39 protein-coding genes are annotated in these 24,529 nt (G+C 49.8%); 33 read left to right on the plus strand and 6 right to left on the minus strand.

Going from position 1 to position 24,529, the window contains the following annotated elements:
* Window positions 1–8: 8 nt before the first annotated feature.
* From gspF to gspC, 4 genes are read right to left on the minus strand one after another with little or no spacing between them, the layout of a single operon-like run.
* Window positions 9–1,208, minus strand: a complete 1,200-nt coding sequence (gene gspF / locus AC534G_RS02085; RefSeq protein ID WP_199983227.1) for a type II secretion system inner membrane protein GspF — start codon at window positions 1,206–1,208, stop codon at window positions 9–11.
* A complete protein-coding gene (gene gspE, locus AC534G_RS02090; protein WP_069325301.1) occupies window positions 1,205–2,680 on the minus strand; it encodes a type II secretion system ATPase GspE in 1,476 nt (491 codons plus the stop codon). The genes gspF and gspE overlap by 4 nt, the downstream gene beginning before the upstream one ends.
* The gene (gene gspD / locus AC534G_RS02095; RefSeq protein WP_496594480.1) at window positions 2,677–4,671 is read right to left on the minus strand and encodes a type II secretion system secretin GspD; all 1,995 of its coding nucleotides are present in this window, start codon (window positions 4,669–4,671) and stop codon (window positions 2,677–2,679) included. The genes gspE and gspD overlap by 4 nt, the downstream gene beginning before the upstream one ends.
* Window positions 4,672–5,598 carry a type II secretion system protein GspC gene (gspC, locus tag AC534G_RS02100; RefSeq protein WP_110496685.1) on the minus strand — a complete coding sequence of 309 codons (927 nt, stop codon included), beginning with the start codon at window positions 5,596–5,598 and terminating at the stop codon, window positions 4,672–4,674. It lies immediately after the preceding gene.
* 41 nt (window positions 5,599–5,639) lie between these two features.
* Here gspC and AC534G_RS02105 point away from each other — a divergent pair, with 41 nt between their 5' ends.
* The 33 genes from AC534G_RS02105 (at window position 5,640) to arfA (ending at window position 22,580) form a co-directional block, all read left to right on the plus strand.
* The gene (locus tag AC534G_RS02105) at window positions 5,640–7,121 is read left to right on the plus strand and encodes a peptidoglycan-binding domain-containing protein (protein ID WP_110496687.1); all 1,482 of its coding nucleotides are present in this window, start codon (window positions 5,640–5,642) and stop codon (window positions 7,119–7,121) included.
* On the plus strand, window positions 7,118–7,495 hold the full coding sequence (locus AC534G_RS02110) for a type II secretion system protein GspB, cryptic system variant (RefSeq protein WP_069325298.1): 378 nt from the start codon (window positions 7,118–7,120) through the stop codon (window positions 7,493–7,495). Before AC534G_RS02105 ends, AC534G_RS02110 begins: the two co-directional genes overlap by 4 nt.
* Window positions 7,496–7,740: 245 nt before the next feature.
* Window positions 7,741–8,052 (plus strand): 30S ribosomal protein S10, encoded by a 312-nt coding sequence (rpsJ, locus tag AC534G_RS02115; protein ID WP_001181005.1) that lies wholly within the window; start codon window positions 7,741–7,743, stop codon window positions 8,050–8,052.
* A 32-nt stretch (window positions 8,053–8,084) separates the two neighbouring features.
* The gene (rplC, locus tag AC534G_RS02120) at window positions 8,085–8,714 is read left to right on the plus strand and encodes a 50S ribosomal protein L3 (protein ID WP_003031117.1); all 630 of its coding nucleotides are present in this window, start codon (window positions 8,085–8,087) and stop codon (window positions 8,712–8,714) included.
* Between the two features lie 10 nt (window positions 8,715–8,724).
* On the plus strand, window positions 8,725–9,330 hold the full coding sequence (rplD, locus tag AC534G_RS02125) for a 50S ribosomal protein L4 (RefSeq protein WP_000424395.1): 606 nt from the start codon (window positions 8,725–8,727) through the stop codon (window positions 9,328–9,330).
* Window positions 9,327–9,629, plus strand: coding sequence for a 50S ribosomal protein L23 (rplW, locus tag AC534G_RS02130; protein ID WP_000617546.1), 303 nt, complete (start codon window positions 9,327–9,329; stop codon window positions 9,627–9,629). Before rplD ends, rplW begins: the two co-directional genes overlap by 4 nt.
* 17 nt (window positions 9,630–9,646) lie before the next feature.
* The gene (gene rplB / locus AC534G_RS02135; protein ID WP_038634702.1) at window positions 9,647–10,468 is read left to right on the plus strand and encodes a 50S ribosomal protein L2; all 822 of its coding nucleotides are present in this window, start codon (window positions 9,647–9,649) and stop codon (window positions 10,466–10,468) included.
* Between the two features lie 16 nt (window positions 10,469–10,484).
* Window positions 10,485–10,763 carry a 30S ribosomal protein S19 gene (gene rpsS / locus AC534G_RS02140; RefSeq protein WP_001138115.1) on the plus strand — a complete coding sequence of 93 codons (279 nt, stop codon included), beginning with the start codon at window positions 10,485–10,487 and terminating at the stop codon, window positions 10,761–10,763.
* 14 nt (window positions 10,764–10,777) lie between these two features.
* Window positions 10,778–11,110 (plus strand): 50S ribosomal protein L22, encoded by a 333-nt coding sequence (rplV, locus tag AC534G_RS02145; RefSeq protein WP_000448832.1) that lies wholly within the window; start codon window positions 10,778–10,780, stop codon window positions 11,108–11,110.
* 17 nt (window positions 11,111–11,127) lie between these two features.
* Entirely contained in the window at window positions 11,128–11,829 is a 702-nt protein-coding gene (rpsC, locus tag AC534G_RS02150) for a 30S ribosomal protein S3 (protein WP_000529945.1), read from the plus strand.
* A 12-nt stretch (window positions 11,830–11,841) separates the two neighbouring features.
* Window positions 11,842–12,252 carry a 50S ribosomal protein L16 gene (rplP, locus tag AC534G_RS02155; protein WP_000941208.1) on the plus strand — a complete coding sequence of 137 codons (411 nt, stop codon included), beginning with the start codon at window positions 11,842–11,844 and terminating at the stop codon, window positions 12,250–12,252.
* Window positions 12,252–12,443, plus strand: coding sequence for a 50S ribosomal protein L29 (rpmC, locus tag AC534G_RS02160; protein ID WP_000644742.1), 192 nt, complete (start codon window positions 12,252–12,254; stop codon window positions 12,441–12,443). The genes rplP and rpmC overlap by 1 nt, the downstream gene beginning before the upstream one ends.
* The gene (rpsQ, locus tag AC534G_RS02165; protein WP_003031120.1) at window positions 12,443–12,697 is read left to right on the plus strand and encodes a 30S ribosomal protein S17; all 255 of its coding nucleotides are present in this window, start codon (window positions 12,443–12,445) and stop codon (window positions 12,695–12,697) included. Before rpmC ends, rpsQ begins: the two co-directional genes overlap by 1 nt.
* 163 nt (window positions 12,698–12,860) lie before the next feature.
* A complete protein-coding gene (rplN, locus tag AC534G_RS02170) occupies window positions 12,861–13,232 on the plus strand; it encodes a 50S ribosomal protein L14 (RefSeq protein WP_000613954.1) in 372 nt (123 codons plus the stop codon).
* Between the two features lie 10 nt (window positions 13,233–13,242).
* A complete protein-coding gene (gene rplX, locus AC534G_RS02175; RefSeq protein ID WP_004106345.1) occupies window positions 13,243–13,557 on the plus strand; it encodes a 50S ribosomal protein L24 in 315 nt (104 codons plus the stop codon).
* A 14-nt stretch (window positions 13,558–13,571) separates the two neighbouring features.
* Window positions 13,572–14,111, plus strand: a complete 540-nt coding sequence (rplE, locus tag AC534G_RS02180) for a 50S ribosomal protein L5 (protein WP_003031123.1) — start codon at window positions 13,572–13,574, stop codon at window positions 14,109–14,111.
* 14 nt (window positions 14,112–14,125) lie between these two features.
* Window positions 14,126–14,431 (plus strand): 30S ribosomal protein S14, encoded by a 306-nt coding sequence (rpsN, locus tag AC534G_RS02185; RefSeq protein WP_003031125.1) that lies wholly within the window; start codon window positions 14,126–14,128, stop codon window positions 14,429–14,431.
* A 30-nt stretch (window positions 14,432–14,461) separates the two neighbouring features.
* Complete coding sequence (gene rpsH, locus AC534G_RS02190; RefSeq protein WP_003031127.1) at window positions 14,462–14,854, plus strand: 30S ribosomal protein S8; 393 nt, start codon at window positions 14,462–14,464, stop codon at window positions 14,852–14,854.
* A 12-nt stretch (window positions 14,855–14,866) separates the two neighbouring features.
* Window positions 14,867–15,400: a 50S ribosomal protein L6 gene (gene rplF / locus AC534G_RS02195; protein WP_006687355.1), complete on the plus strand. Its 534-nt coding sequence runs from the start codon at window positions 14,867–14,869 to the stop codon at window positions 15,398–15,400.
* A gap of 9 nt (window positions 15,401–15,409) precedes the next feature.
* The gene (gene rplR / locus AC534G_RS02200) at window positions 15,410–15,763 is read left to right on the plus strand and encodes a 50S ribosomal protein L18 (RefSeq protein ID WP_000358956.1); all 354 of its coding nucleotides are present in this window, start codon (window positions 15,410–15,412) and stop codon (window positions 15,761–15,763) included.
* Between the two features lie 14 nt (window positions 15,764–15,777).
* A complete protein-coding gene (rpsE, locus tag AC534G_RS02205) occupies window positions 15,778–16,281 on the plus strand; it encodes a 30S ribosomal protein S5 (RefSeq protein ID WP_003031131.1) in 504 nt (167 codons plus the stop codon).
* A gap of 3 nt (window positions 16,282–16,284) precedes the next feature.
* Window positions 16,285–16,464 (plus strand): 50S ribosomal protein L30, encoded by a 180-nt coding sequence (gene rpmD, locus AC534G_RS02210; protein WP_001140434.1) that lies wholly within the window; start codon window positions 16,285–16,287, stop codon window positions 16,462–16,464.
* Window positions 16,465–16,467: 3 nt separating this feature from the next.
* Window positions 16,468–16,902 (plus strand): 50S ribosomal protein L15, encoded by a 435-nt coding sequence (gene rplO, locus AC534G_RS02215; protein ID WP_001238917.1) that lies wholly within the window; start codon window positions 16,468–16,470, stop codon window positions 16,900–16,902.
* Window positions 16,903–16,909: 7 nt separating this feature from the next.
* Window positions 16,910–18,241, plus strand: coding sequence for a preprotein translocase subunit SecY (secY, locus tag AC534G_RS02220; RefSeq protein WP_001118864.1), 1,332 nt, complete (start codon window positions 16,910–16,912; stop codon window positions 18,239–18,241).
* A 30-nt stretch (window positions 18,242–18,271) separates the two neighbouring features.
* Complete coding sequence (gene rpmJ / locus AC534G_RS02225; protein WP_000868187.1) at window positions 18,272–18,388, plus strand: 50S ribosomal protein L36; 117 nt, start codon at window positions 18,272–18,274, stop codon at window positions 18,386–18,388.
* 146 nt (window positions 18,389–18,534) lie between these two features.
* The gene (gene rpsM / locus AC534G_RS02230) at window positions 18,535–18,891 is read left to right on the plus strand and encodes a 30S ribosomal protein S13 (protein ID WP_003031135.1); all 357 of its coding nucleotides are present in this window, start codon (window positions 18,535–18,537) and stop codon (window positions 18,889–18,891) included.
* 16 nt (window positions 18,892–18,907) lie between these two features.
* Complete coding sequence (gene rpsK, locus AC534G_RS02235) at window positions 18,908–19,297, plus strand: 30S ribosomal protein S11 (RefSeq protein ID WP_003031137.1); 390 nt, start codon at window positions 18,908–18,910, stop codon at window positions 19,295–19,297.
* Window positions 19,298–19,330: 33 nt separating this feature from the next.
* Window positions 19,331–19,951, plus strand: a complete 621-nt coding sequence (gene rpsD, locus AC534G_RS02240; RefSeq protein ID WP_003031138.1) for a 30S ribosomal protein S4 — start codon at window positions 19,331–19,333, stop codon at window positions 19,949–19,951.
* Between the two features lie 25 nt (window positions 19,952–19,976).
* Window positions 19,977–20,966 (plus strand): DNA-directed RNA polymerase subunit alpha, encoded by a 990-nt coding sequence (locus AC534G_RS02245; protein WP_003031139.1) that lies wholly within the window; start codon window positions 19,977–19,979, stop codon window positions 20,964–20,966.
* A gap of 40 nt (window positions 20,967–21,006) precedes the next feature.
* Window positions 21,007–21,390 carry a 50S ribosomal protein L17 gene (rplQ, locus tag AC534G_RS02250; protein WP_001216370.1) on the plus strand — a complete coding sequence of 128 codons (384 nt, stop codon included), beginning with the start codon at window positions 21,007–21,009 and terminating at the stop codon, window positions 21,388–21,390.
* 107 nt (window positions 21,391–21,497) lie between these two features.
* The gene (locus AC534G_RS02255) at window positions 21,498–21,866 is read left to right on the plus strand and encodes a DnaJ family domain-containing protein (protein WP_038634662.1); all 369 of its coding nucleotides are present in this window, start codon (window positions 21,498–21,500) and stop codon (window positions 21,864–21,866) included.
* 10 nt (window positions 21,867–21,876) lie between these two features.
* Entirely contained in the window at window positions 21,877–22,302 is a 426-nt protein-coding gene (gene zntR, locus AC534G_RS02260) for a Zn(2+)-responsive transcriptional regulator (protein ID WP_038634659.1), read from the plus strand.
* A 59-nt stretch (window positions 22,303–22,361) separates the two neighbouring features.
* Complete coding sequence (arfA, locus tag AC534G_RS02265) at window positions 22,362–22,580, plus strand: alternative ribosome-rescue factor ArfA (RefSeq protein WP_038634656.1); 219 nt, start codon at window positions 22,362–22,364, stop codon at window positions 22,578–22,580.
* Here arfA and mscL read toward each other — a convergent pair.
* Together mscL and trkA are read right to left on the minus strand one after the other, a co-directional pair.
* The gene (gene mscL, locus AC534G_RS02270) at window positions 22,577–22,990 is read right to left on the minus strand and encodes a large-conductance mechanosensitive channel protein MscL (protein WP_003031152.1); all 414 of its coding nucleotides are present in this window, start codon (window positions 22,988–22,990) and stop codon (window positions 22,577–22,579) included. The two genes, arfA and mscL, sit on opposite strands and share 4 nt — an antisense overlap.
* Window positions 22,991–23,131: 141 nt before the next feature.
* Complete coding sequence (trkA, locus tag AC534G_RS02275; RefSeq protein ID WP_006687350.1) at window positions 23,132–24,508, minus strand: Trk system potassium transporter TrkA; 1,377 nt, start codon at window positions 24,506–24,508, stop codon at window positions 23,132–23,134.
* Window positions 24,509–24,529 lie beyond the last annotated feature (21 nt).

Below are 24,529 nucleotides of genomic sequence, written 5' to 3' on the forward strand. Positions count from 1 at the left end.
ACCTTTCCTTAGTTCATTAATGAGTTAAGTTGTAAAATTGGCTGCATAACCGAAACGACAATGGACAAAACGATCATCGCCATCACAACGATCAACGCAGGTTCAAAAATTGCCAGCGTCAGTGCGATGCGGTTTTGTAGCTGGATTTCCTGATTTTCTGTTGCCCGCTGCATGAGTTCTCCAAGCTGACCGCTTTTTTCCCCGGAGGCGATCATGTAGAGCATCATCGCGGGAAAAATCTTCGTCTTCTCCAGCGACTGGCTAACGCTGTTGCCCTGGCGAACGCTCTCAGCCGCTTCACCCAGACGCTGGCGTATTTCCTGATTACTCACCCCCTCAGCGGAAAGCGACATAGCTTGTAAAAGAGGAACGCCGCTGCTGTTAAGAATGCTCAGGGCGCGTAAGTAGCGAGCGCTATTGATGGCGCATACTAAAGGCGACGTTAAGCGAAATTGAATTAACCAACGGTGAAATCGATGCCGGTTTCCCTTTTGTTTAAGCCAGAAAGAAAAAAGGAATCCACCGCCAATGAGGGTGAGCAGGATCCAAGGGCCATATGCCGACAAAAAATTGCTGATCGCGAGCAGGATCCGAGTGGTGAGCGGCAATGCGTGTTTGAGGTGGATAAACTGCGCTGCGACCTTAGGCACCACGGTGGTGAGCAAAATAATAACCACCAGAATAGCGACCGTAGTGAGCAGGGAAGGATAGATTAAAGCCTGCGTAAGCTTGCTGCGCATTCGCTGGCGCGCTTCGTTAAAATCCGCCAGTCTTTCCAGAACCGCGCCTAACTGACCCACCGTTTCGCCCGCTTTAACGAGCGTACAAAAGACGGCATCAAACAGGCGGGGATACGCCTGCATCGCAGTTGACAGTGATTGTCCTTCAAGAATGGACTGCCGAAGAGTCGTAATCACATCGGCAAGTTTCTTATTTTCTTTTTGTTGCCGAACCACGTCGAGGGCTTCATCCAGCGGTAATGCTGCGGCGATTAGCGTTGCAATCTGACGCGTAAAAAGCGTTAATTCACTGTGACTGACTCGTGCAGGGAGGGTCTTCAGGGGGAGCCCGCGTCGTTGGGGTTTTATCGTTTGCGGCAATAGGGCCTGGCTACGCAGTTGCGCCACCATGTCCCGTTCGCTTGCGGCCTCGCTAACGCCCGTAATACGATTTCCCTTCACATCTGTTGCGGTCCAGCAATATTTCATTCAGGCTGCTCCGTCGGTGTTTGCCCTTCCGATGTCACTCTTAGCACCTCCTCCAGCGATGTAATGCCTTCTGCGGCGACGCGGAGACCGTTTGCCAGCAAACTACGATGGTGACGACGCTGAATTTGCTCCAGATGCTGTTCGTTGGTCTCTGTGTGAATGGCTTCGCGCAGTTCAGGCGTAACAAGTAACAGCTCGTGAATTGCCAGTCGCCCCTGATAGCCGCTATGCCTGCATGCCTCGCAGCCCCCGGCATGCCAGACCTGAGAGGTATTGATCCCTTGAGCCAGCAGGAGTTGCTGTTGCTGGTGGGTGGCGGGGCGCGGTATTTTGCAGTGGTTACACAGCCGTCTTACCAGACGCTGGGCAATAACCCCGACAAGTGATGAAGAAAGCAGAAAAGATTCCACCCCCATATCCCGCAATCGTGTTACGGCTCCGCTGGCGCTGTTTGTATGGAGAGTCGAAAGAACCAGATGTCCGGTCAACGACGCCTGAACAGCAATCTGCGCTGTTTCGGCGTCGCGAATTTCACCTACCATCACGACATCAGGATCCTGACGTAAAATGGCGCGTAGCCCACGGGCAAAAGACATATCTACGCGACTATTGACCTGCGTTTGACCTATCCCTTCCAGTTCATATTCAATCGGATCTTCAACGGTGAGGACGTTACGCTCCGGGCTATTCAGTGCGGAAAGGATGGCGTATAGCGTGGTACTTTTTCCTGAACCCGTTGGGCCGGTGACCAGAATAATGCCGTGGGGGAGGGCAATCAGATCTTTCAGGCTGTGTGTGTCTTCTGCTGACATATCCAGCTTATCGATTGATAACCGCAGGCTGGTTTTATCCAGCAGACGCAAAACGACACGTTCGCCATGCTGTGAGGGGAGCGTAGAGACACGCACATCCACATTCCGCTGGCCTATTTTTAACGTTATGCGACCATCCTGTGGGAGGCGCTTTTCGGCAATATCCAGCTTGGCCATCACTTTGATACGTGAGATCAGCAGGGCCGCCAGCTTTTTATTAGGCTGAACCACTGGACGCAGAACGCCATCGACGCGAAAGCGGATCCCCATCGTTTTCTCAAATACTTCGATATGAATATCGGATGCATGTTCCTTGATTGCTTCACTGAGTACGGCATTAATCAGTCGTATGACCGGCGCATCGGATTGTTCGTTAAGCAGATCTTCATTGGACTGGATCTCCTCAGAAAGAATGTTGAGATCATCAAGATTATTCATATCTTCTGCGATCAACTGGGCAGTGCCGCTGTTCTGTTGATACAGATGCTCGAGTTTTTCCTCAAATTGTTGCGCAGAGAGCCGGGTAAACCGGCTACATTCAGGCGCTGTTGCGGCTACGTCCAGCATAGATTCAAGCGAGGTATTTTCAGCATAAATCAGCTCTTCCTGCTGTACGGCAATACCGTATCGCTGTGCTTTTTTCCACGTAAAGGCTGTCATTTTGCACTGCCGTTATGGAACGGATTTTTGCTGTTTGACTTAGCTGGTGTGGCCACAGAGGAGTCAAATGCGTGGTCATCTAATGATTCAATGGCATCGACATCAATCAGGCTACCGTTTTGCTTGCTACTCCTGTTTTGTTGCATCTCCTTGAAGCCAGTATATTTATCCCTCGAAAGTGAATGGTAGACTTCATCATCTCTGATGATGGTTGGTCGGATGAACACCATCAAGTTGCGTTTATTTTTTTCATTTAAGGTATAGCGAAAAAGTTGCCCAATGAGGGGGATATCACCCAGTAAGGGAACTTTCGAAACCTCTTGTTTACTTGAGTCATCCATCAATCCGCCCAATACCACGGTTTCACCGCTTTTTACCAGGACGGCGTTTTGAATAGTACGGGTATTAAATGTAGGGCCGAGAGTGGATGAGGTTGCCGTAGAATCGACACTGGACACCTCTTGCTCAATTTCCATTAATACGGAATCGCCTTCATTGATTTGTGGCGTAACCTTTAGCTTAGTGCCGACTGTCTTACGTTCGACGGTGCTGTAAATATTATCGCCCGAGGTGGTTTGCGACCCGGAAAGCACCGGAACGTCTTGCCCGGCGTTGAAAGATGCCTCTTTGTTATCGAGTGTCACGATACTCGGAGTAGAAAGAATATCATTCTTGCTATTGCTACTCAGCGCGGTAAGGAGAACCCCCCAGTCGCCGTTGAAGAATCCTGCGGCAAGGCCATTGAAGTTACTGAACAAATCATATGCAGGGTTATCGCTGGTGGTACCGCCCTGTCTCTTGAATTCTTGAACCCCTTGTGCGGCATTGAAAATGGGAAGATTGGTCTTGGTAAACTGCTGCACGCCGACGTTTTTGTTGGCCCACTGGACCCCAAGATTAATGCCTTTACCATCCTGAACTTCCACGATGATAGCTTCGACCAGAACCTGGGCGCGGCGAATGTCCAGTTTGGCGATGACATCTTCTAACTGCTGGAGAATACTTTGGTCTGCGGTAATAACCAGCGAGTTGGTTTGTTCATCTGCCGTGATGGATATATCGTTATTGCTGCTGGCAGATGATTTTGAAGCACTGCTTTTTTCATCCTTCATCTTTTGCGTGACGCCGGTTAAAACTTCAACCAGTTTATCTGCTTTGGCATATTTCAAATACCAGACACGGGTGTTGCCCTCACCTTGATCTTGCGTATCCAGCCGGGAAATAAGTTGTGCCATACGCGCCCGGGCACGGTCGGAACCGCTGACAATTAACGCATTACTACGTTTATCTGCAACGATGCGCGTCTGAAGTGTGGCCGGTTTAGCCTCTTTGCCATTTTCTCGCGCCAGGTCATTGAGGACGTCGGCCAGGTCGGTCGCTGAGGCATACTTCAGTGTGAAAACCTGTTCTTTGGCATCACCCATCACATCGACACGTTTAACCACCTCCAACAGACGATTGACGGTTGAGGCTTTGCCGGTGATGATCAATGCATTTGATGGTTCGTAATGCACAACATTACCGACCTTACCGCCATCAAGCATTTGTCGAAGCAAGGGGGACAATACGCGAGCAGGAACGTTTTCCAGTGACACAATACGCGTCACCAGTTCATCTCCTTTGCCGGGTTTCGTCCCGCTAATGAGTCTTCCTGGCATTGTTTTGACTTGCTCTGAACGCACTACCTTAAGTAACCCATTATCAAGAGTAATAATTGAGAAACCGTAGAGATCCAGTACGCTCAGGAAAAACTGATAATATTCATCCTCATTGAAGGTATCATTGCTTCTGACGGATATTGAAGCCTTAACATCGGGATCAATCAGAATGGTTTTACCCATATTTTGGCCGACAATATTGACAAATGTCTGAATGTCCGCATTGTCAAAGTTAGCGGTATAATCGACTGCGAATGCAGTGCGGCAGGAGGCTGCGAGTAAAAGTATCAACGACCAACTTTTCAGTCGCCGATGTAAAACAGTTCTCTCCATTTAGTCTTCCTTTCCATCCTGGAATTGTTGAACTGAAACATTAATTAACCGTGGCGAAGCATTACGTAAGACGGTGAACTGAGCCATTTTAAGGTGCTTAAGCGCATTTTGTGCTTTGCCTAAATTTGCCTGTTGAGTCAACTTGATATTATTTAGCTGAATGGCTATATCCCCAGGTTCGAGGAAAGAATGCTTAAAAAACTGAACCTGCTTTCGTGGCAGAAGGCGTAAACCACGTAAAGTGTTCTTATCCACTACAGGACTGGCATCAATGAAATCAGCCAGCGTTACCGCTTGTTGCTCTTGCTGGGATGCTACCGCCCCCTGAGGCCTGGACGGTTGTGCCAGTTCAGCAAGCAATGTCAGTTGCAGTGTTTGCTCACCAGAAGAAAACATTATCTGATTCTTTGTAATACCCGTAACACGTAGTTTGCTGGAGGACTTCAGATAATCATTAATGGCATAAACATTTTGCTCACCATTTTCCTGCAAGATTGCGCGGGAAATGGATTTATTTGAACTATGAATAATTCCGCTGACAACGACCCCGGACAGCAATGCCTCTTGCGCATGCGATTGTTGATGGGGGGGAACATTCATATCTGCATCTAAGGGCACGGATGATAAATGCCATTTTTGTTTTCTGTTTGAGATATTCTCCTGATGAATTTGACTTGATGCTGTCCGCAATGTTTTGTTTTCAAACCACTGTTCATATCCTTTATGTATACAAGCAAAAATACATATAACGCTTGCAAATATCACTATGAGATAGGCGCCATGATAAAATAGCGTGCTTTTGAATACGTGGCGGATAGTTTTCATAAAATTATGATTAAGAATAACTAACAAGTTAATCTGTTTCTTGTTAATGATAACGATAATATATTTATCCTGCTGCCAGGCGACAAGCGTTTTGGCTCCCACGTTCCTACTTTAGGAAATAATTAATTTTATGGAAAATATGAATGTTCATGGATGAGTTCATTTCTGTTTTGACCTCCCGCCAGCAACTGTTGCGGGATAATATCCTTTCCGCGTTTTTGAACGAACAATGGCTGGTATTACATGGGGCAAAAGGCGCCGGAAAAAGCACGCTTGCACGCAGTGTAGAAGCGTTATGGCCACATCGGGTGCTAACTCTGGCACCTGTAAATAGAAAAGGTTATAGGTGGGAATGGCAGGTTATCGCAGATACGCAAAAGGTGGGATGTTTAGCCGGACAGTCATTTTCTGGCGAGACGATCTGGAGCGAATTACTTGGTCTGATAACAGTTAAGGCATGCGATAAGCCTCTGTTTATTTTGGAAGACGGACATCAGGTCACCACCGGTATTACTGCAACGGTTAAGGCGTTTATCGCCATAATGCCGAAGGCCCGGCTGCTAGTAACCGGTAGATACAGTCTGAGACAGCAGCGCCAGTTACGTACGATGCATCCGCTCTGGTTCGACGTACCCATCCCGGATATTGAGGATTACCGTAGGGTAATCGCACCCTGTATCGAAACGGAACAGGAGGGCCAAGATGCTCTTCCTGAGACATTTATCCGACATATCATGAAACGTTGCCGCGGTAATCTGCATCTGGCGGCGCGTGTCGGGTGGAATCTAACGCGTAATAAAACGAAACAGGGTGAACAACAAACCAGCATCACGCCGCTTCAGCAACGTGAAGTGCTGCGTTGTCTGCCTGCGCCTCGTCGAACCGGGGGGACGTATCTGGCAGTGGTTGTCGTCGCGGCGCTATGTGGTAGCGCTGGCTGGCACTTCAGTCCATTGCTTGACAGATGGTTGCCGCCCATAGCCAGCATATGGCCTGCAGGACAGCCATCGGCTGCATCACTTTCTTCCACAACGCTGACGTCAACGATTATGTCAACTAATGAGTCGCTCGCGCGGCTTTACAGCGTCTGGGGATATGAGGTCAATAAAGGGGAAGCATGGTGCGATCAGGCGTACCGGGCGGGTTTGGTTTGCCTGTCGGGCACTGATACGCTGGAATCGCTTCTGGCCCAGCAACTCCCCTGGATAGCAACGCTAAAGGTAGATAATAGCCTTATACCTGTTGTCGTGATTGGAGAAAGCAACCAGACCATCACCGCCCAGTCGGGCGCTGGTACATGGATTATGGATAAAGCCTGGTTCAGTGAAGTGTGGCAAGGGAATTACACGCTAATGTGGAAACCTTCACCAGACGGTAATGTGAGCATCATGAAGAAAAGCAGCGTCGACGACATTCTCTGGCTGGATATGATGCTGAGTCGCGTGTTGAATGTTGAGGCTGAGAGCACGGGAGAGTGGAGCCCTCTTTTATCGGAAAAAGTCCGCCAGTTTCAAATGCAAAATAAGATTAAGGCTGACGGTATGGTAGGGCGGCTTACTCTTATTCGTCTATGGCAGGCGCTGGATGAAAGCCCAAAACTGATGCATGACGGAGGGAAAGTATGAAAACGGATCATGAATATTATTTTAGCGAAAACCTGCGTTTTGACCGTCCAGATATGCCGCTTACGTTATGGCGATGCGCGCGTATCGCGCTTTCATGGCTGGGGTTGAGCATTGGCATGGTAATCATAGGCTACTATACGCATAGCGCGTTTATTCAGCATACCGCGACGCCGGCCGTGCCGCCGAGCTTTCGTCTGTCTGACGCGCACTATATATATAAGCAGCAGCCGCTGCCGGAACCGGAAGAGACCGTTGAAGAAGAAGGCGCGGATGATATGCGCAGCGAAGAACCGTCAGCGCCTGACGAGCCTGTTCAAAACGGGGATCTCAAAGCGCGAGTGAAGCAGGCCATAGCGGAAATTGACCAGCAATAACGTCGTTCTGCGAAAGGTTGGTTATTATCGATACAACTTCACTTGCATTAAGCCCGCAGATACGTATAATGCGCGGGCTTGTCTTAATTGACGGCTGGTTCGATATGAGCCACTGATAGTCGATTTGACTATCTGACAATGTTCCCAATCGGGGAACTCTGTAAGAACGGTTACACTCTCCCATCAATCGTAATGGGTTTGAGGAGTAACTATTTCGTCTATAAAATAATTGGAGCTCTGGTCTCATGCAGAACCAAAGAATCCGTATCCGTTTGAAAGCGTTTGATCATCGTCTGATCGATCAATCAACCGCGGAAATCGTCGAGACTGCCAAGCGCACTGGTGCGCAGGTTCGTGGTCCGATCCCGCTGCCGACCCGCAAAGAGCGTTTCACCGTTCTGATCTCTCCGCACGTTAACAAAGACGCGCGTGATCAGTACGAGATCCGTACTCACAAGCGTCTGGTTGACATCGTTGAGCCAACTGAAAAAACCGTTGATGCTCTGATGCGTCTGGACCTGGCTGCCGGTGTAGACGTGCAGATCAGCCTGGGTTAATCAGGTCATCGAGCGATTGAGAGGTTGATACAATGATTGGTTTAGTCGGTAAAAAAGTGGGTATGACCCGCATCTTCACTGAAGATGGCGTCTCTATCCCAGTAACCGTTATCGAAGTTGAAGCAAACCGCGTTACTCAGGTTAAAGATCTGGCTAACGACGGCTACCGCGCTGTTCAGGTTACCACCGGTGCTAAAAAAGCTAACCGTGTAACTAAGCCGGAAGCTGGCCACTTTGCTAAAGCTGGCGTAGAAGCTGGCCGCGGCCTGTGGGAGTTCCGTCTGGCAGATGGTGAAGAATACACCGTTGGTCAGAACATTAGCGTTGAACTGTTTGCTGACGTTAAAAAAGTTGACGTAACCGGTACCTCTAAAGGTAAAGGTTTCGCTGGTACCGTTAAGCGCTGGAACTTCCGTACCCAGGACGCTACTCACGGTAACTCCTTGTCTCACCGCGTTCCGGGTTCTATCGGTCAGAACCAGACTCCGGGCAAAGTGTTCAAAGGCAAGAAAATGGCAGGTCAGCTGGGCAACGAACGTGTAACCGTTCAGAGCCTGGACGTAGTACGTGTTGACGCTGAGCGCAACCTGCTGCTGGTTAAAGGTGGTGTTCCGGGTGCGACCGGTTGCGACCTGATCGTTAAACCAGCTGTGAAGGCGTAAGGGGATAGCAATGGAATTAGTATTGAAAGACGCGCAGAGCGCGCTGACTGTTTCCGAAACTACCTTCGGTCGTGATTTCAACGAAGCGCTGGTTCACCAGGTTGTTGTTGCTTATGCAGCTGGTGCTCGTCAGGGTACTCGTGCTCAGAAGACTCGTGCTGAAGTAACTGGTTCAGGCAAAAAGCCGTGGCGCCAGAAAGGTACCGGCCGTGCGCGTTCAGGTTCTATCAAGAGCCCGATCTGGCGTTCAGGTGGCGTGACCTTCGCTGCTCGCCCGCAGGACCACAGTCAAAAAGTTAACAAAAAGATGTACCGCGGCGCGCTGAAAAGCATCCTGTCCGAACTGGTACGTCAGGATCGTCTGATCGTTGTCGAGAAGTTCTCTGTAGAAGCGCCTAAAACTAAGCTGCTGGCACAGAAACTGAAAGACATGGCTCTGGAAGATGTGCTGATCATCACCGGTGAGCTGGACGAAAACCTGTTCCTGGCTGCGCGCAACCTGCACAAGGTTGACGTACGCGATGCAACTGGTATCGACCCGGTTAGCCTGATCGCCTTCGACAAAGTCGTAATGACTGCTGATGCTGTTAAGCAAGTTGAGGAGATGCTGGCATGATTCGTGAAGAACGTCTGCTGAAGGTGCTGCGCGCACCGCACGTTTCTGAAAAAGCGTCTACTGCGATGGAAAAAACTAACACCATCGTTCTCAAAGTTGCTAAAGACGCGACCAAAGCAGAGATCAAAGCTGCTGTGCAGAAACTGTTTGAAGTCGAAGTCGAAGTCGTTAACACCCTGGTAGTTAAAGGGAAAGTTAAACGTCACGGACAGCGTATCGGTCGTCGTAGCGACTGGAAAAAAGCTTACGTCACCCTGAAGGAAGGCCAGAATCTGGACTTCGTCGGCGGCGCTGAGTAAGTCGGAGGAGTAATACAATGGCAGTTGTTAAATGTAAACCGACATCTCCGGGTCGTCGCCACGTTGTTAAAGTGGTCAACCCAGAGCTGCACAAGGGCAAACCTTTTGCTCCGCTGGTTGAAAAAAACAGCAAATCCGGTGGTCGTAACAACAATGGCCGTATCACCACTCGTCACATCGGTGGTGGTCACAAGCAGGCTTATCGTATTGTTGACTTCAAACGCAACAAAGACGGTATCCCAGCAATTGTTGAACGTCTTGAGTACGATCCGAACCGCTCCGCGAACATCGCGCTGGTTCTGTACAAAGACGGTGAACGCCGTTACATTCTGGCCCCTAAAGGCCTGAAAGCTGGCGACCAGGTTCAATCTGGCGTTGATGCTGCAATCAAAGCAGGTAACACCCTGCCGATGCGCAATATCCCGGTTGGTTCTACCGTTCATAACGTAGAAATGAAACCAGGTAAAGGCGGTCAGCTGGCACGTTCCGCTGGTACTTACGTTCAGATCGTTGCGCGTGATGGTGCTTATGTCACCCTGCGTCTGCGTTCTGGTGAAATGCGTAAAGTCGAAGCAGACTGCCGTGCAACTCTGGGCGAAGTTGGCAATGCTGAGCATATGCTGCGCGTTCTGGGTAAAGCAGGTGCTGCACGCTGGCGTGGTGTTCGTCCTACCGTTCGCGGTACTGCGATGAACCCAGTCGATCACCCACATGGTGGTGGTGAAGGTCGTAACTTTGGTAAGCACCCGGTAACTCCGTGGGGCGTTCAGACCAAAGGTAAGAAGACCCGCAGCAACAAGCGTACTGATAAATTCATCGTACGTCGCCGTAGCAAATAATTTTAGAGGATAAGCCATGCCACGTTCTCTCAAGAAAGGTCCTTTTATTGACCTGCACTTGCTGAAGAAGGTAGAGAAAGCGGTGGAAAGCGGAGACAAGAAGCCCCTGCGCACTTGGTCCCGTCGTTCAACGATCTTTCCTAACATGATCGGTTTGACCATCGCTGTCCATAATGGTCGTCAGCACGTTCCGGTATTTGTTTCCGACGAAATGGTCGGTCACAAACTGGGTGAATTCGCACCGACTCGTACTTATCGCGGCCACGCTGCTGATAAAAAAGCGAAGAAGAAATAAGGTAGGAGGAAGAGATGGAAACTTTAGCTCAACATCGCCATGCTCGTTCTTCTGCTCAGAAGGTTCGCCTTGTTGCAGACCTGATTCGCGGTAAGAAAGTGTCGCAGGCTCTGGATATTCTGACCTACACCAATAAGAAAGCGGCTGTACTGGTTAAGAAAGTCCTGGAATCTGCCATTGCTAACGCTGAACACAACGATGGCGCTGACATTGACGATCTGAAAGTTACGAAAATTTTCGTAGACGAAGGCCCGAGCATGAAGCGCATTATGCCGCGTGCAAAAGGTCGTGCAGATCGCATCCTGAAGCGCACCAGCCACATTACTGTGGTTGTGTCCGATCGCTGAGACTCTGGAGACTAGCAATGGGTCAGAAAGTACATCCTAATGGTATTCGCCTGGGTATTGTAAAACCATGGAACTCAACCTGGTTTGCGAACACCAAAGAATTCGCTGACAACCTGGACAGCGATTTTAAAGTACGTCAGTACCTGACTAAGGAACTGGCTAAAGCGTCTGTATCTCGTATCGTTATCGAGCGTCCGGCTAAGAGCATCCGTGTGACCATTCACACCGCTCGCCCGGGTATCGTTATCGGTAAGAAAGGCGAAGACGTAGAAAAACTGCGCAAAGTCGTAGCTGATATTGCTGGCGTTCCTGCCCAGATCAATATCGCCGAAGTGCGTAAACCTGAACTGGACGCAAAATTGGTTGCTGACAGCATCACTTCTCAGCTGGAACGTCGCGTTATGTTCCGTCGTGCTATGAAGCGTGCTGTACAGAACGCAATGCGTCTGGGCGCTAAAGGTATTAAAGTTGAAGTTAGCGGCCGTCTGGGCGGCGCGGAAATCGCACGTACCGAATGGTACCGCGAAGGTCGCGTACCGCTGCACACTCTGCGTGCTGACATCGACTACAACACCTCTGAAGCGCACACCACTTACGGTGTAATCGGCGTTAAAGTGTGGATCTTCAAAGGCGAGATCCTGGGTGGTATGGCTGCTGTTGAACAACCGGAAAAACCGGCTGCGCAACCTAAAAAGCAGCAGCGTAAAGGCCGTAAATAAGGAGCGTCGCTGATGTTACAACCAAAGCGTACAAAATTCCGTAAAATGCACAAAGGCCGTAACCGCGGTCTGGCTGCTGGCGCGGATGTTAGCTTCGGCAGCTTCGGTCTGAAAGCTGTTGGCCGTGGTCGTCTGACTGCCCGTCAGATCGAAGCAGCACGTCGTGCTATGACCCGTGCAGTTAAGCGTCAAGGTAAGATCTGGATCCGTGTATTCCCGGACAAACCGATCACTGAAAAGCCGCTGGCAGTGCGTATGGGTAAAGGTAAAGGTAACGTGGAGTATTGGGTTGCCTTGATTCAGCCGGGTAAAGTCCTGTATGAAATGGACGGCGTACCGGAAGAGCTGGCCCGTGAAGCATTCAAGCTGGCAGCAGCGAAACTGCCGATTAAAACCACCTTTGTAACTAAGACGGTGATGTAATGAAAGCAAAAGAGCTGCGTGAGAAGAGTGTTGAAGAGCTGAACACCGAGCTGCTGAATCTGCTGCGTGAGCAGTTCAACCTGCGTATGCAGGCTGCAAGTGGCCAGCTGCAACAGTCTCACCTGTTGAAGCAAGTGCGTCGTGATGTCGCACGCGTTAAGACTTTACTGACTGAGAAGGCGGGTGCGTAATGACCGATAAAATCCGTACTCTGCAAGGTCGCGTTGTTAGCGATAAAATGGAGAAATCCATCGTTGTTGCTATCGAACGTTTTGTGAAACACCCGATCTACGGTAAATTCATTAAGCGTACGACCAAACTGCACGTACATGACGAGAACAACGAATGCGGTACTGGTGACGTGGTTGAAATCCGCGAATGCCGTCCGCTGTCCAAGACTAAGTCCTGGACGCTGGTTCGCGTTGTAGAGAAAGCTGTTCTGTAATACAGTAGGCATTCTCAACGAATAAACGGCTCAGCGATGAGCCGTTTATTTTTTCTACCCATATCGTTTGAGCGGTGTTATAATGCCGCGCCCCCGATATGGGGCTTTTTTAACGACCTGATTTTCGGGTCTCAGTAGTAGTTGACATTAGCGGAGCACTAAAATGATCCAAGAACAGACTATGCTGAACGTCGCCGACAACTCCGGTGCACGTCGCGTAATGTGTATCAAGGTTCTGGGTGGCTCGCACCGTCGCTACGCAGGCGTCGGCGATATCATCAAGATCACCATCAAGGAAGCAATTCCGCGTGGTAAGGTCAAAAAAGGTGATGTGCTGAAGGCGGTAGTGGTGCGCACCAAGAAGGGTGTTCGTCGCCCGGACGGTTCTGTCATTCGCTTCGATGGTAATGCATGCGTTATTTTAAACAATAACAGCGAGCAACCTATCGGTACGCGTATTTTTGGGCCGGTAACTCGTGAACTTCGTAACGAGAAGTTCATGAAAATTATCTCTCTGGCACCAGAAGTACTCTAAGGAGCGAATCATGGCAGCGAAGATCCGTCGTGATGACGAAGTTATCGTGTTAACCGGTAAAGATAAAGGTAAACGCGGTAAAGTTAAGAATGTCTTGTCTTCCGGCAAGCTCATTGTTGAAGGTATCAACCTGGTTAAGAAACACCAGAAGCCGGTTCCGGCTCTGAACCAACCAGGCGGCATCGTTGAAAAAGAAGCTGCTATTCAGGTTTCTAACGTTGCAATCTTCAACGCGGCAACCGGTAAGGCTGACCGTGTAGGCTTTAGATTCGAAGACGGCAAAAAAGTCCGTTTCTTCAAATCTAACAGCGAAACTATCAAGTAATTTGGAGTAGTACGATGGCGAAACTGCATGATTACTACAAAGACGAAGTAGTCGCTAAACTCATGACTGAGTTTAACTACAATTCTGTCATGCAAGTCCCTCGGGTCGAGAAGATCACCCTGAACATGGGTGTTGGTGAAGCGATCGCTGACAAGAAACTGCTGGATAACGCAGCAGCTGACCTGACAGCAATCTCCGGTCAAAAACCGCTGATCACCAAAGCACGCAAATCAGTTGCAGGCTTCAAAATCCGTCAGGGCTATCCGATCGGCTGTAAAGTAACTCTGCGTGGCGAACGCATGTGGGAGTTCTTTGAGCGTCTGATCACTATTGCTGTTCCACGTATCCGTGACTTCCGTGGCCTGTCCGCTAAGTCATTCGATGGTCGTGGTAACTACAGCATGGGTGTCCGTGAGCAGATCATCTTCCCAGAAATCGACTACGATAAAGTCGACCGCGTGCGTGGTTTGGATATTACCATTACCACTACTGCGAAATCTGACGAAGAAGGCCGTGCTCTGCTGGCTGCCTTTGACTTCCCGTTCCGCAAGTAAGGTAGGGTTACTGAATGGCTAAGCAATCAATGAAAGCACGCGAAGTAAAGCGCGTAGCTTTAGCTGATAAGTACTTCGCAAAACGCGCTGAACTGAAAGCTATTATCTCTGATGTGAACGCGACCGACGAAGATCGTTGGAACGCAGTTCTGAAGCTGCAGTCTCTGCCGCGTGATTCCAGCCCGTCCCGTCAGCGTAACCGCTGCCGTCAAACAGGTCGTCCGCATGGCTATGTGGGCAAGTTCGGGTTGAGCCGTATCAAACTGCGTGAAGCCGCTATGCGCGGTGAAGTACCAGGCTTGAAAAAGGCTAGCTGGTAATTACCAATTGAATCACGGGAGTAAAGACAGATGAGCATGCAAGATCCGATCGCGGATATGCTGACCCGTATCCGTAACGGTCAGGCCGCGAATAAAGCTGCGGTCACCATGCCTTCCTCCAAGCTGAAAGTGGCAATTGCCAACGTGCTGAAGGAAGAAGGTTTTATTGAAGATTTTAAAGTTGAAGGCGACACCAAGCCGGAACTGGAACTTACTCTTAAGTATTTCCAGGGTAAAGCTGTTGTAGAAAGCATTCAGCGTGTCAGTCGCCCAGGTCTGCGCATTTATAAGCGTAAAGACGAGCTGCCGAAGGTTATGGCTGGCATGGGTATCGCAGTTGTTTCTACCTCTAAAGGTGTTATGACTGATCGTGCAGCGCGCCAGGCTGGTCTTGGTGGCGAAATTATCTGCTACGTAGCCTAATCGGAGGAAAAAATGTCTCGTGTTGCTAAAGCACCGGTCGTTATTCCTGCCGGCGTTGATGTAAAAATCAACGGTCAGGTTATTACGATCAAAGGTAAAAACGGCGAGCTGACTCGTACTCTCAACGATGCTGTTGCAGTAAATCATGCAGATAATGCACTGACCTTCGGTCCGCGTGATGGTTACGCAGATGGATGGGCTCAGGCTGGTACCGCGCGTGCCCTGCTGAATGCAATGGTTGTCGGTGTTACCGAAGGCTTCACTAAGAAGCTGCAGCTGGTTGGTGTAGGTTATCGTGCAGCGGTCAAAGGGAATGTAGTAAACCTGGCTTTAGGTTTCTCTCATCCAGTTGATCATCAGCTGCCGGCAGGTATCACTGCAGAATGTCCGACTCAGACTGAAATCGTGCTGAAAGGCGCTGATAAACAGCTGATCGGTCAGGTTGCGGCAGATCTGCGCGCCTACCGTCGTCCTGAGCCTTACAAAGGCAAGGGTGTTCGTTACGCCGACGAAGTCGTGCGTACCAAAGAGGCTAAGAAGAAGTAAGGTAACACTATGGATAAGAAATCTGCTCGTATCCGTCGTGCGACCCGCGCACGCCGCAAGCTCAAAGAGCTGGGCGCAACTCGCCTGGTGGTACATCGTACCCCGCGTCATATTTACGCACAGGTAATTGCACCGAACGGTTCTGAAGTTCTGGTAGCTGCTTCTACTGTAGAAAAAGCTATCGCTGAACAACTGAAGTACACCGGTAACAAAGACGCTGCAGCAGCTGTGGGTAAAGCTGTCGCCGAACGCGCTCTGGAAAAAGGCATCAAAGATGTGTCCTTTGACCGTTCCGGGTTCCAATATCATGGTCGTGTCCAGGCACTGGCAGATGCTGCCCGTGAAGCTGGCCTTCAGTTCTAAGGTAGAGGTGTAAGATGGCTCACATCGAAAAACAAGCTGGCGAACTGCAGGAAAAGCTGATCGCGGTAAACCGCGTATCTAAAACCGTTAAAGGTGGTCGTATTTTCTCCTTCACAGCTCTGACTGTAGTTGGCGATGGTAACGGTCGCGTTGGTTTTGGTTACGGTAAAGCGCGTGAAGTTCCAGCAGCGATCCAGAAAGCGATGGAAAAAGCCCGTCGCAATATGATTAACGTCGCGCTGAACCACGGCACCCTGCAGCACCCGGTTAAGGGTACTCACACGGGTTCTCGTGTATTCATGCAGCCGGCTTCCGAAGGTACCGGTATCATCGCCGGTGGTGCAATGCGCGCCGTTCTGGAAGTCGCTGGAGTTCGTAACGTTCTGGCTAAAGCGTATGGTTCCACTAACCCGATTAACGTGGTTCGTGCAACTATCGACGGTCTGGAAAATATGAAATCTCCGGAAATGGTCGCTGCCAAGCGTGGTAAATCCGTTGAAGAAATTCTGGGGAAATAAACCATGGCAAAGACTATTAAAATTACTCAAACCCGCAGTGCAATCGGTCGTCTGCCGAAACACAAGGCAACGCTGCTTGGCCTGGGTCTGCGTCGTATTGGTCACACCGTAGAACGCGAGGATACTCCTGCAGTTCGTGGTATGGTCAACGCGGTTTCCTTCATGGTTAAAGTTGAGGAGTAAGAGATGCGTTTAAATACTCTGTCTCCGGCCGAAGGCTCCAAAAAGGCGGGTAAACGCCTGGGTCGTGGTATCGGTTCTGGCCTCGGTAAAACCGGTGGTCGTGGTCACAAAGGTCAGAAGTCTCGTTCTGGCGGTGGCGTACGTCGCGGTTTCGAGGGTGGTCAGATGCCTCTGTACCGTCGTCTGCCGAAATTCGGCTTCACTTCACGTAAAGCAGCGATTACAGCCGAAGTTCGTCTGTCTGACCTGGCTAAAGTTGAAGGCGGTGTTGTAGACCTGAACACGCTGAAAGCAGCTAACATTATCGGTATCCAGATCGAGTTCGCGAAAGTGATCCTGGCTGGTGAAGTCACTACTCCGGTAACTGTTCGTGGCCTGCGTGTTACTAAAGGCGCTCGTGCTGCTATCGAAGCTGCTGGCGGTAAAATCGAGGAATAAGTAGCAGATGGCTAAACAACCGGGATTAGATTTTCAAAGTGCCAAAGGTGGCTTAGGCGAGCTGAAACGCAGACTGCTGTTTGTAATCGGTGCGCTTATTGTGTTCCGTATTGGCTCTTTCATTCCGATCCCTGGTATTGATGCCGCTGTACTTGCCAAACTGCTTGAGCAACAGCGAGGCACCATCATTGAAATGTTTAACATGTTCTCTGGTGGTGCTCTCAGCCGTGCTTCTATCTTTGCTCTGGGGATCATGCCGTATATTTCGGCGTCGATCATTATCCAGCTGCTGACGGTGGTTCATCCAACGTTGGCAGAAATTAAGAAAGAAGGGGAGTCTGGTCGTCGTAAGATCAGCCAGTACACCCGCTACGGTACTCTGGTGCTGGCGATATTCCAGTCGATCGGTATTGCTACCGGTCTGCCGAATATGCCTGGTATGCAGGGCCTGGTAATGAATCCAGGCTTTGCATTCTATTTCACCGCTGTTGTAAGTCTGGTTACAGGGACTATGTTCCTGATGTGGTTGGGCGAACAGATTACTGAACGTGGTATCGGCAACGGTATCTCAATCATTATCTTCGCCGGTATTGTTGCGGGACTCCCGCCAGCCATTGCCCATACTATCGAGCAAGCGCGTCAAGGCGACCTGCACTTCCTCGTGTTGCTGTTGGTTGCAGTATTAGTATTTGCAGTGACGTTCTTTGTTGTATTTGTTGAGCGTGGTCAACGCCGTATTGTGGTAAACTACGCGAAACGTCAGCAAGGTCGTCGTGTCTATGCTGCACAGAGCACACATTTACCGCTGAAAGTGAATATGGCGGGGGTAATCCCGGCAATCTTCGCTTCCAGTATTATTCTGTTCCCGGCGACCATCGCGTCATGGTTCGGGGGCGGGACTGGTTGGAACTGGCTGACAACAATTTCGCTGTATTTGCAGCCTGGGCAACCGCTTTATGTGTTACTCTATGCGTCTGCAATCATATTCTTCTGTTTCTTCTACACGGCGTTGGTTTTCAACCCGCGTGAAACAGCAGATAACCTGAAGAAGTCCGGTGCATTTGTACCAGGAATTCGTCCGGGAGAGCAAACGGCGAAGTATATCGATAAAGTAATGACCCGCCTGACTTTGGTTGGTGCGCTCTACATTACCTTTATCTGCCTGATCCCGGAGTTCATGCGTGATGCAATGAAAGTACCGTTCTACTTTGGTGGGACCTCACTGCTTATCGTTGTTGTCGTGATTATGGACTTTATGGCTCAAGTGCAAACTCTGATGATGTCAAGTCAGTACGAGTCTGCATTGAAGAAGGCGAATCTGAAAGGCTACGGCCGTTAACAGTCGCCCGAGAAGTTACGGAGAGTAAAAATGAAAGTTCGTGCTTCCGTCAAGAAATTATGCCGTAACTGCAAAATCGTTAAGCGTGATGGTGTCATCCGTGTGATTTGCAGTGCCGAGCCGAAGCATAAACAGCGCCAAGGCTGATTTATTCGCATATTTTTCTTGCAAAGTTGGGTTGAGCTGGCTAGATTAGCCAGCCAATCTTTTGTATGTCTGTGCGTTTCCATTTGAGTATCCTGAAAACGGGCTTTTCAGCATGGTGCGTACATATTAAATAGTAGGAGTGCATAGTGGCCCGTATAGCAGGCATTAACATTCCTGATCAGAAACATGCTGTGATCGCATTAACTTCGATCTACGGCGTCGGCAAGACCCGTTCTAAAGCCATTCTGGCTGCAGCGGGTATCGCTGAAGATGTTAAGATCAGTGAGCTGTCTGAAGAACAAATCGACACGCTGCGTGACGAAGTTGCCAAATTTGTCGTTGAAGGTGATCTGCGCCGTGAAGTTAGCATGAGCATCAAGCGCCTTATGGACCTTGGTTGCTATCGCGGTTTGCGTCATCGTCGTGGTCTCCCGGTTCGCGGTCAGCGTACCAAGACCAACGCACGTACCCGTAAGGGTCCGCGCAAACCGATCAAGAAATAATCGGGGTGATTGAATAATGGCAAAGGCACCAATTCGTGCACGTAAACGTGTAAGAAAACAAGTCTCTGACGGCGTGGCTCATATCCATGCTTCTTTTAACAACACCATCGTTACCATTACTGATCGTCAGGGTAACGCACTGGGTTGGGCAACAGCCGGTGGTTCCGGTTTCCGTGGTTCTCGCAAATCCACTCCGTTTGCAGCTCAGGTTGCAGCAGAGCGTTGCGCTGAAGCCGTAAAAGAATACGGTATCAAGAATCTGGAAGTTATGGTCAAAGGACCGGGTCCAGGTCGCGAATCTACTGTTCGTGCTCTGAACGCCGCTGGTTTCCGCATCACTAATATTACTGATGTGACTCCGATCCCTCATAACGGTTGTCGTCCGCCGAAAAAACGTCGCGTATAACGCTGTCGTTTCTAGGATTGTTGGAGAAAGAAAATGGCAAGATATTTGGGTCCTAAGCTCAAGCTGAGCCGTCGTGAGGGCACTGACTTATTCCTTAAGTCTGGCGTTCGCGCGATCGATACCAAGTGTAAAATTGAACAAGCTCCTGGCCAGCACGGTGCGCGTAAACCGCGTCTGTCTGACTATGGTGTGCAGTTGCGTGAAAAGCAAAAAGTTCGCCGTATCTATGGTGTGCTGGAGCGTCAGTTCCGTAACTACTACAAAGAAGCAGCACGTCTGAAAGGCAACACCGGTGAAAACCTGTTGGGTCTGCTGGAAGGTCGTCTGGACAACGTTGTATACCGTATGGGCTTCGGTGCCACTCGTGCAGAAGCACGTCAGCTGGTCAGCCATAAAGCAATTATGGTAAACGGTCGTGTTGTTAACATCGCTTCTTATCAGGTTAGTCCGAATGACGTTGTTAGCATTCGTGAGAAAGCGAAGAAGCAGTCTCGCGTGAAAGCCGCTCTGGAGCTGGCTGAGCAGCGTGAAAAGCCAACCTGGCTGGAAGTTGATGCTGGCAAGATGGAAGGTACGTTCAAGCGTAAGCCGGAGCGTTCTGATCTGTCTGCGGACATTAACGAACACCTGATCGTCGAGCTTTACTCCAAGTAAAGCTTAGTACCAAAGAGAGGACACAATGCAGGGTTCTGTGACAGAGTTTCTAAAACCGCGCCTGGTAGATATCGAGCAAGTGAGTTCGACGCACGCCAAGGTGACCCTTGAGCCTTTAGAGCGTGGCTTTGGCCATACTTTGGGTAACGCACTGCGCCGTATTCTGCTCTCATCGATGCCGGGTTGCGCGGTGACCGAGGTTGAGATTGATGGTGTACTACATGAGTACAGCACCAAAGAAGGCGTTCAGGAAGATATCCTGGAAATCCTGCTCAACCTGAAAGGGCTGGCGGTGAGAGTTCAGGGTAAAGATGACGTTATTCTTACCTTGAATAAATCTGGCATTGGCCCTGTGACTGCAGCCGACATTACCCATGATGGTGATGTCGAAATCGTCAAGCCACAGCACGTGATCTGCCACCTGACCGATGAGAACGCATCTATTAGTATGCGCATCAAAGTTCAGCGCGGTCGTGGTTATGTGCCGGCTTCTACCCGAATTCATTCGGAAGAAGATGAGCGCCCAATCGGCCGTCTGCTGGTCGACGCATGCTACAGCCCTGTAGAGCGTATTGCCTACAATGTTGAAGCAGCGCGTGTAGAACAGCGTACCGACCTGGACAAGCTGGTCATCGAAATGGAAACCAACGGCACAATCGATCCTGAAGAGGCGATTCGTCGTGCGGCAACCATTCTGGCTGAACAACTGGAAGCTTTTGTTGACTTACGTGATGTACGTCAGCCGGAAGTTAAAGAAGAGAAACCAGAATTCGATCCGATCCTGCTGCGCCCTGTTGACGATCTGGAATTGACTGTCCGCTCTGCTAACTGCCTCAAAGCAGAAGCTATCCACTATATCGGTGATCTGGTACAGCGTACCGAGGTTGAGCTTCTTAAGACGCCTAACCTTGGTAAAAAATCTCTTACTGAGATTAAAGACGTGCTGGCTTCCCGTGGACTGTCTCTGGGCATGCGCCTGGAAAACTGGCCACCGGCAAGCATCGCTGACGAGTAACCGGATCACAGGTTAAGGTTTTACTGAGAAGGATAAGGTCATGCGCCATCGTAAGAGTGGTCGTCAACTGAACCGCAACAGCAGCCATCGCCAGGCTATGTTCCGCAATATGGCAGGTTCACTGGTTCGTCATGAAATCATCAAGACGACTCTGCCGAAAGCGAAAGAGCTGCGTCGCGTAGTTGAGCCGCTGATTACTCTTGCCAAGACTGATAGCGTAGCTAATCGTCGTCTGGCATTCGCCCGTACTCGTGATAACGAGATCGTGGCAAAACTGTTTAACGAACTGGGCCCGCGTTTCGCGAGCCGCGCCGGTGGTTACACTCGCATTCTGAAGTGTGGTTTCCGTGCAGGCGACAACGCGCCGATGGCATACATCGAGCTGGTTGATCGTTCAGAGAAAACAGAAGCTGCTGCAGAGTAATCTGTAGTAACGTAAAAAAACCCGCCTCGGCGGGTTTTTTTATATCCGCCATATCCCCACTTAACTACAATATCTGTACTCTTTTTGTTCATCCCCTGGAGCGTCATATGTGGTTACTGGACCAGTGGGCGGAGCGCCATATTATTGCTGCACAGTCTAAAGGCGAGTTTGATGATTTACCTGGTACAGGCGAACCGCTTACTCTTGACGATGATTCCCATATTCCACCTGAACTTCGAGCCGGATACCGTTTATTAAAAAATGCAGGCTGTCTTCCACCTGAGCTTGAGCAACGCAGAGAGGCAATTCAGCTGCTTGAAATACTCGCGGGGATCCGCAAAGATGATCCCAGTTATCAGGAAGTCAGTCGACGGTTGTCGCTACTGGAGCTAAAACTTCGACAGGCTGGGCTTAGCACCGAGTTTTTACACGGTGAATACGCAGATAAGCTGCTACAGAAGATCAACGACAAATAGCGGAGAGAGCATGTACCGAATTGGTGAATTAGCGAAGCTGGCTGACGTGACGCCGGATACTATCCGTTACTATGAAAAGCAGCAGATGATGGAACATGAAGTACGTACCGAAGGCGGGTTTCGCCTCTACACGGAAAGTGATCTTCAGCGTCTTAAGTTTATTCGTTATGCCCGTCAGCTTGGTTTTACACTGGAGTCGATTCGCGAACTGCTTTCGATCCGCATAGATCCAGAGCACCATACCTGCCAGGAATCAAAAGGGATCGTTCAGGAAAGATTACAAGAGGTCGAAGCGCGCATAGCGGAGCTTCAGGCGATGCAACGATCGTTACAGCGATTAAATGATGCGTGCTGTGGTAAAGCACATAGCAGTGTGTACTGTTCTATTCTTGAAGCACTTGAACAAGGCGCCAGCGGGACACTATCAGACCGTTGATTTTTTGCACGGTCAGGTCTACACTCCCGGCGTAAATTACCCCACAAACTGGAGAGAGTATGAGCCGTTATCAGCATACCAAAGGACAGATAAAGGACAACGCCATTGAGGCGCTTCTGCATGATCCACTGTTCAGGCAGCGCGTTGAGAAAAATAAGAAAGGGAAAGGAAGTTATCTACGTAAAGGTAAACATGGCAATCGGGGAAACTGGGAGGCCAGTGGCAAGAAAGTGAAGCACTTTTTTACCACTGGCCTTTTTGTTTCAGTGAACGCTTAAGAGCGGTTATTCTGTTCTTTCAGCAGGTCACGAATTTCACTTAGTAATACTTCTTCTTTAGATGGTGCTGGGGGCGCCGCTGGCTCTTCAGCTTTTTTACGATTCAATTTATTGATCAGTTTGATTGCCATAAAGATAGCAAACGCAACAATAATGAAATCGAAGACATTCTGAATGAATACGCCGTAATGCATGACCACCGCCGGGATGTCTCCCTGCGCATCACGTAACGTTAAAGCAAACTGTTTAAAATCAATCCCACCAATTAACAACCCCAGTGGCGGCATGATGATATCGGCAACCAGTGATGAAACGATCTTACCGAATGCCGCACCAATAATGACACCCACTGCCAAATCGACAACATTCCCGCGCATCGCGAATTCGCGAAACTCTTTAATAATGCTCATTTTATTCTCCCTATGCAGCTGACGTTTATAAGTTTAACAAATGTTTAGGCAATTTCCATTTATGTATTGCTGAAAGGAAAAATTATTAGGCCCTGATAAATAAAGGGAAATAAAAAAGGCGCTATATTAGCGCCTAAATTATTACAGGAAGAAGGGGCTTGGCTGGAATAAGCGCTCGACGTCGGTAATAAACTTTTTATCTGTCAGGAACATAATAACGTGATCGCCTTGTTCAATACGCAGGTTGTCATTGGCAATCATCACATCATTACCCCGTACAACAGCGCCAATAATGGTGCCGGGCGGAAGTTTAATTTCATCAATCGAGCGACCTACTACCCGTGATGTTGTCTCATCACCGTGTGCGACGGCTTCAATGGCTTCCGCTACGCCGCGGCGTAGTGATGAAACACCAACAATATCAGCTTTACGAACATGGCTCAGGAGTGCGGAGATGGTCGCCTGCTGCGGTGAAATCGCAATATCGATCACGCTGCCCTGCACCAGATCGACGTACGCTCTGCGTTGGATCAGCACCATCACTTTCTTGGCGCCCATTCGTTTAGCCAGCATCGCCGACATGATGTTAGCTTCATCGTCATTGGTCACCGCGATGAACAGATCAACCTGATCGATGTGTTCTTCCGCCAGAAGCTCTTGATCCGAAGCATCGCCAAAAAAGACGATCGTATTTTGCAGTTTCTCTGCAAGCTCCGATGCGCGCTGCTGGTTACGCTCGATCAGTTTGACGCTGTAATCTTTTTCCAGACGCCGCGCGAGCCCTGCACCGATATTACCGCCACCGACTAACATAATGCGTTTGTACGGCTTTTCCAGACGCTGTAGCTCGCTCATGACGGCGCGAATGTGCTGTGATGCCGCGATAAAGAAGACTTCATCACCCGCTTCAACGATGGTAGAACCCTGCGGGCGAATTGGCCTGTCATGACGGAATATCGCCGCAACGCGGGTATCGATATGCGGCATGTGATCGCGCATGGTCGACAACGCATTACCGATTAGCGGTCCGCCGTAATAAGCTTTCACGACCGCCAGACTGACTTTGCCCTCGGCAAAATTCACGACCTGCAATGCGCCCGGATATTCAATCAGGCGATAAATGCTATCGATAACCAGTTGCTCAGGCGCAATCAGATGATCGATAGGGACGGCATCGGATTGAAATAGCTTGTCTGCATCGCGAACGTAATCCGGTGAACGAATACGGGCGATACGGTTAGGCGTATTAAACAGGGAATAAGCAACCTGGCAGGCAACCATATTTGTTTCATCTGAGCTGGTTACGGCAACCAGCATATCGGCATCGTCGGCACCAGCTTCACGCAATACACGGGGATGTGAACCATGTCCTTGCACGACGCGGAGATCAAACTTGTCCTGCAAGCTGCGCAGGCGCTCACCATTGGTATCGACTACCGTGATATCGTTGTTCTCTCCGACCAGGTTTTCAGCCAGCGTACCGCCAACTTGCCCTGCGCCAAGAATGATAATTTTCATCAGTCGCGACCCGTTATCTCA

The organism is Citrobacter sp. CRE-46, assembly GCF_059615875.1.

Coding starts and splice junctions, on each gene's coding strand:
- gspF (WP_199983227.1), bottom strand. CDS start 1,208: ATGAAATATTGCTGGACCGCAACAGATGTGAAGGGAAATCGTATTACG.
- gspE (WP_069325301.1), bottom strand. CDS start 2,680: ATGACAGCCTTTACGTGGAAAAAAGCACAGCGATACGGTATTGCCGTA.
- gspD (WP_496594480.1), bottom strand. CDS start 4,671: ATGGAGAGAACTGTTTTACATCGGCGACTGAAAAGTTGGTCGTTGATA.
- AC534G_RS02105 (WP_110496687.1), top strand. CDS start 5,640: ATGTTCATGGATGAGTTCATTTCTGTTTTGACCTCCCGCCAGCAACTG.
- AC534G_RS02110 (WP_069325298.1), top strand. CDS start 7,118: ATGAAAACGGATCATGAATATTATTTTAGCGAAAACCTGCGTTTTGAC.
- rpsJ (WP_001181005.1), top strand. CDS start 7,741: ATGCAGAACCAAAGAATCCGTATCCGTTTGAAAGCGTTTGATCATCGT.
- rplC (WP_003031117.1), top strand. CDS start 8,085: ATGATTGGTTTAGTCGGTAAAAAAGTGGGTATGACCCGCATCTTCACT.
- rplD (WP_000424395.1), top strand. CDS start 8,725: ATGGAATTAGTATTGAAAGACGCGCAGAGCGCGCTGACTGTTTCCGAA.
- rplW (WP_000617546.1), top strand. CDS start 9,327: ATGATTCGTGAAGAACGTCTGCTGAAGGTGCTGCGCGCACCGCACGTT.
- rplB (WP_038634702.1), top strand. CDS start 9,647: ATGGCAGTTGTTAAATGTAAACCGACATCTCCGGGTCGTCGCCACGTT.
- rpsS (WP_001138115.1), top strand. CDS start 10,485: ATGCCACGTTCTCTCAAGAAAGGTCCTTTTATTGACCTGCACTTGCTG.
- rplV (WP_000448832.1), top strand. CDS start 10,778: ATGGAAACTTTAGCTCAACATCGCCATGCTCGTTCTTCTGCTCAGAAG.
- rpsC (WP_000529945.1), top strand. CDS start 11,128: ATGGGTCAGAAAGTACATCCTAATGGTATTCGCCTGGGTATTGTAAAA.
- rplP (WP_000941208.1), top strand. CDS start 11,842: ATGTTACAACCAAAGCGTACAAAATTCCGTAAAATGCACAAAGGCCGT.
- rpmC (WP_000644742.1), top strand. CDS start 12,252: ATGAAAGCAAAAGAGCTGCGTGAGAAGAGTGTTGAAGAGCTGAACACC.
- rpsQ (WP_003031120.1), top strand. CDS start 12,443: ATGACCGATAAAATCCGTACTCTGCAAGGTCGCGTTGTTAGCGATAAA.
- rplN (WP_000613954.1), top strand. CDS start 12,861: ATGATCCAAGAACAGACTATGCTGAACGTCGCCGACAACTCCGGTGCA.
- rplX (WP_004106345.1), top strand. CDS start 13,243: ATGGCAGCGAAGATCCGTCGTGATGACGAAGTTATCGTGTTAACCGGT.
- rplE (WP_003031123.1), top strand. CDS start 13,572: ATGGCGAAACTGCATGATTACTACAAAGACGAAGTAGTCGCTAAACTC.
- rpsN (WP_003031125.1), top strand. CDS start 14,126: ATGGCTAAGCAATCAATGAAAGCACGCGAAGTAAAGCGCGTAGCTTTA.
- rpsH (WP_003031127.1), top strand. CDS start 14,462: ATGAGCATGCAAGATCCGATCGCGGATATGCTGACCCGTATCCGTAAC.
- rplF (WP_006687355.1), top strand. CDS start 14,867: ATGTCTCGTGTTGCTAAAGCACCGGTCGTTATTCCTGCCGGCGTTGAT.
- rplR (WP_000358956.1), top strand. CDS start 15,410: ATGGATAAGAAATCTGCTCGTATCCGTCGTGCGACCCGCGCACGCCGC.
- rpsE (WP_003031131.1), top strand. CDS start 15,778: ATGGCTCACATCGAAAAACAAGCTGGCGAACTGCAGGAAAAGCTGATC.
- rpmD (WP_001140434.1), top strand. CDS start 16,285: ATGGCAAAGACTATTAAAATTACTCAAACCCGCAGTGCAATCGGTCGT.
- rplO (WP_001238917.1), top strand. CDS start 16,468: ATGCGTTTAAATACTCTGTCTCCGGCCGAAGGCTCCAAAAAGGCGGGT.
- secY (WP_001118864.1), top strand. CDS start 16,910: ATGGCTAAACAACCGGGATTAGATTTTCAAAGTGCCAAAGGTGGCTTA.
- rpmJ (WP_000868187.1), top strand. CDS start 18,272: ATGAAAGTTCGTGCTTCCGTCAAGAAATTATGCCGTAACTGCAAAATC.
- rpsK (WP_003031137.1), top strand. CDS start 18,908: ATGGCAAAGGCACCAATTCGTGCACGTAAACGTGTAAGAAAACAAGTC.
- rpsD (WP_003031138.1), top strand. CDS start 19,331: ATGGCAAGATATTTGGGTCCTAAGCTCAAGCTGAGCCGTCGTGAGGGC.
- AC534G_RS02245 (WP_003031139.1), top strand. CDS start 19,977: ATGCAGGGTTCTGTGACAGAGTTTCTAAAACCGCGCCTGGTAGATATC.
- rplQ (WP_001216370.1), top strand. CDS start 21,007: ATGCGCCATCGTAAGAGTGGTCGTCAACTGAACCGCAACAGCAGCCAT.
- AC534G_RS02255 (WP_038634662.1), top strand. CDS start 21,498: ATGTGGTTACTGGACCAGTGGGCGGAGCGCCATATTATTGCTGCACAG.
- zntR (WP_038634659.1), top strand. CDS start 21,877: ATGTACCGAATTGGTGAATTAGCGAAGCTGGCTGACGTGACGCCGGAT.
- arfA (WP_038634656.1), top strand. CDS start 22,362: ATGAGCCGTTATCAGCATACCAAAGGACAGATAAAGGACAACGCCATT.
- mscL (WP_003031152.1), bottom strand. CDS start 22,990: ATGAGCATTATTAAAGAGTTTCGCGAATTCGCGATGCGCGGGAATGTT.
- trkA (WP_006687350.1), bottom strand. CDS start 24,508: ATGAAAATTATCATTCTTGGCGCAGGGCAAGTTGGCGGTACGCTGGCT.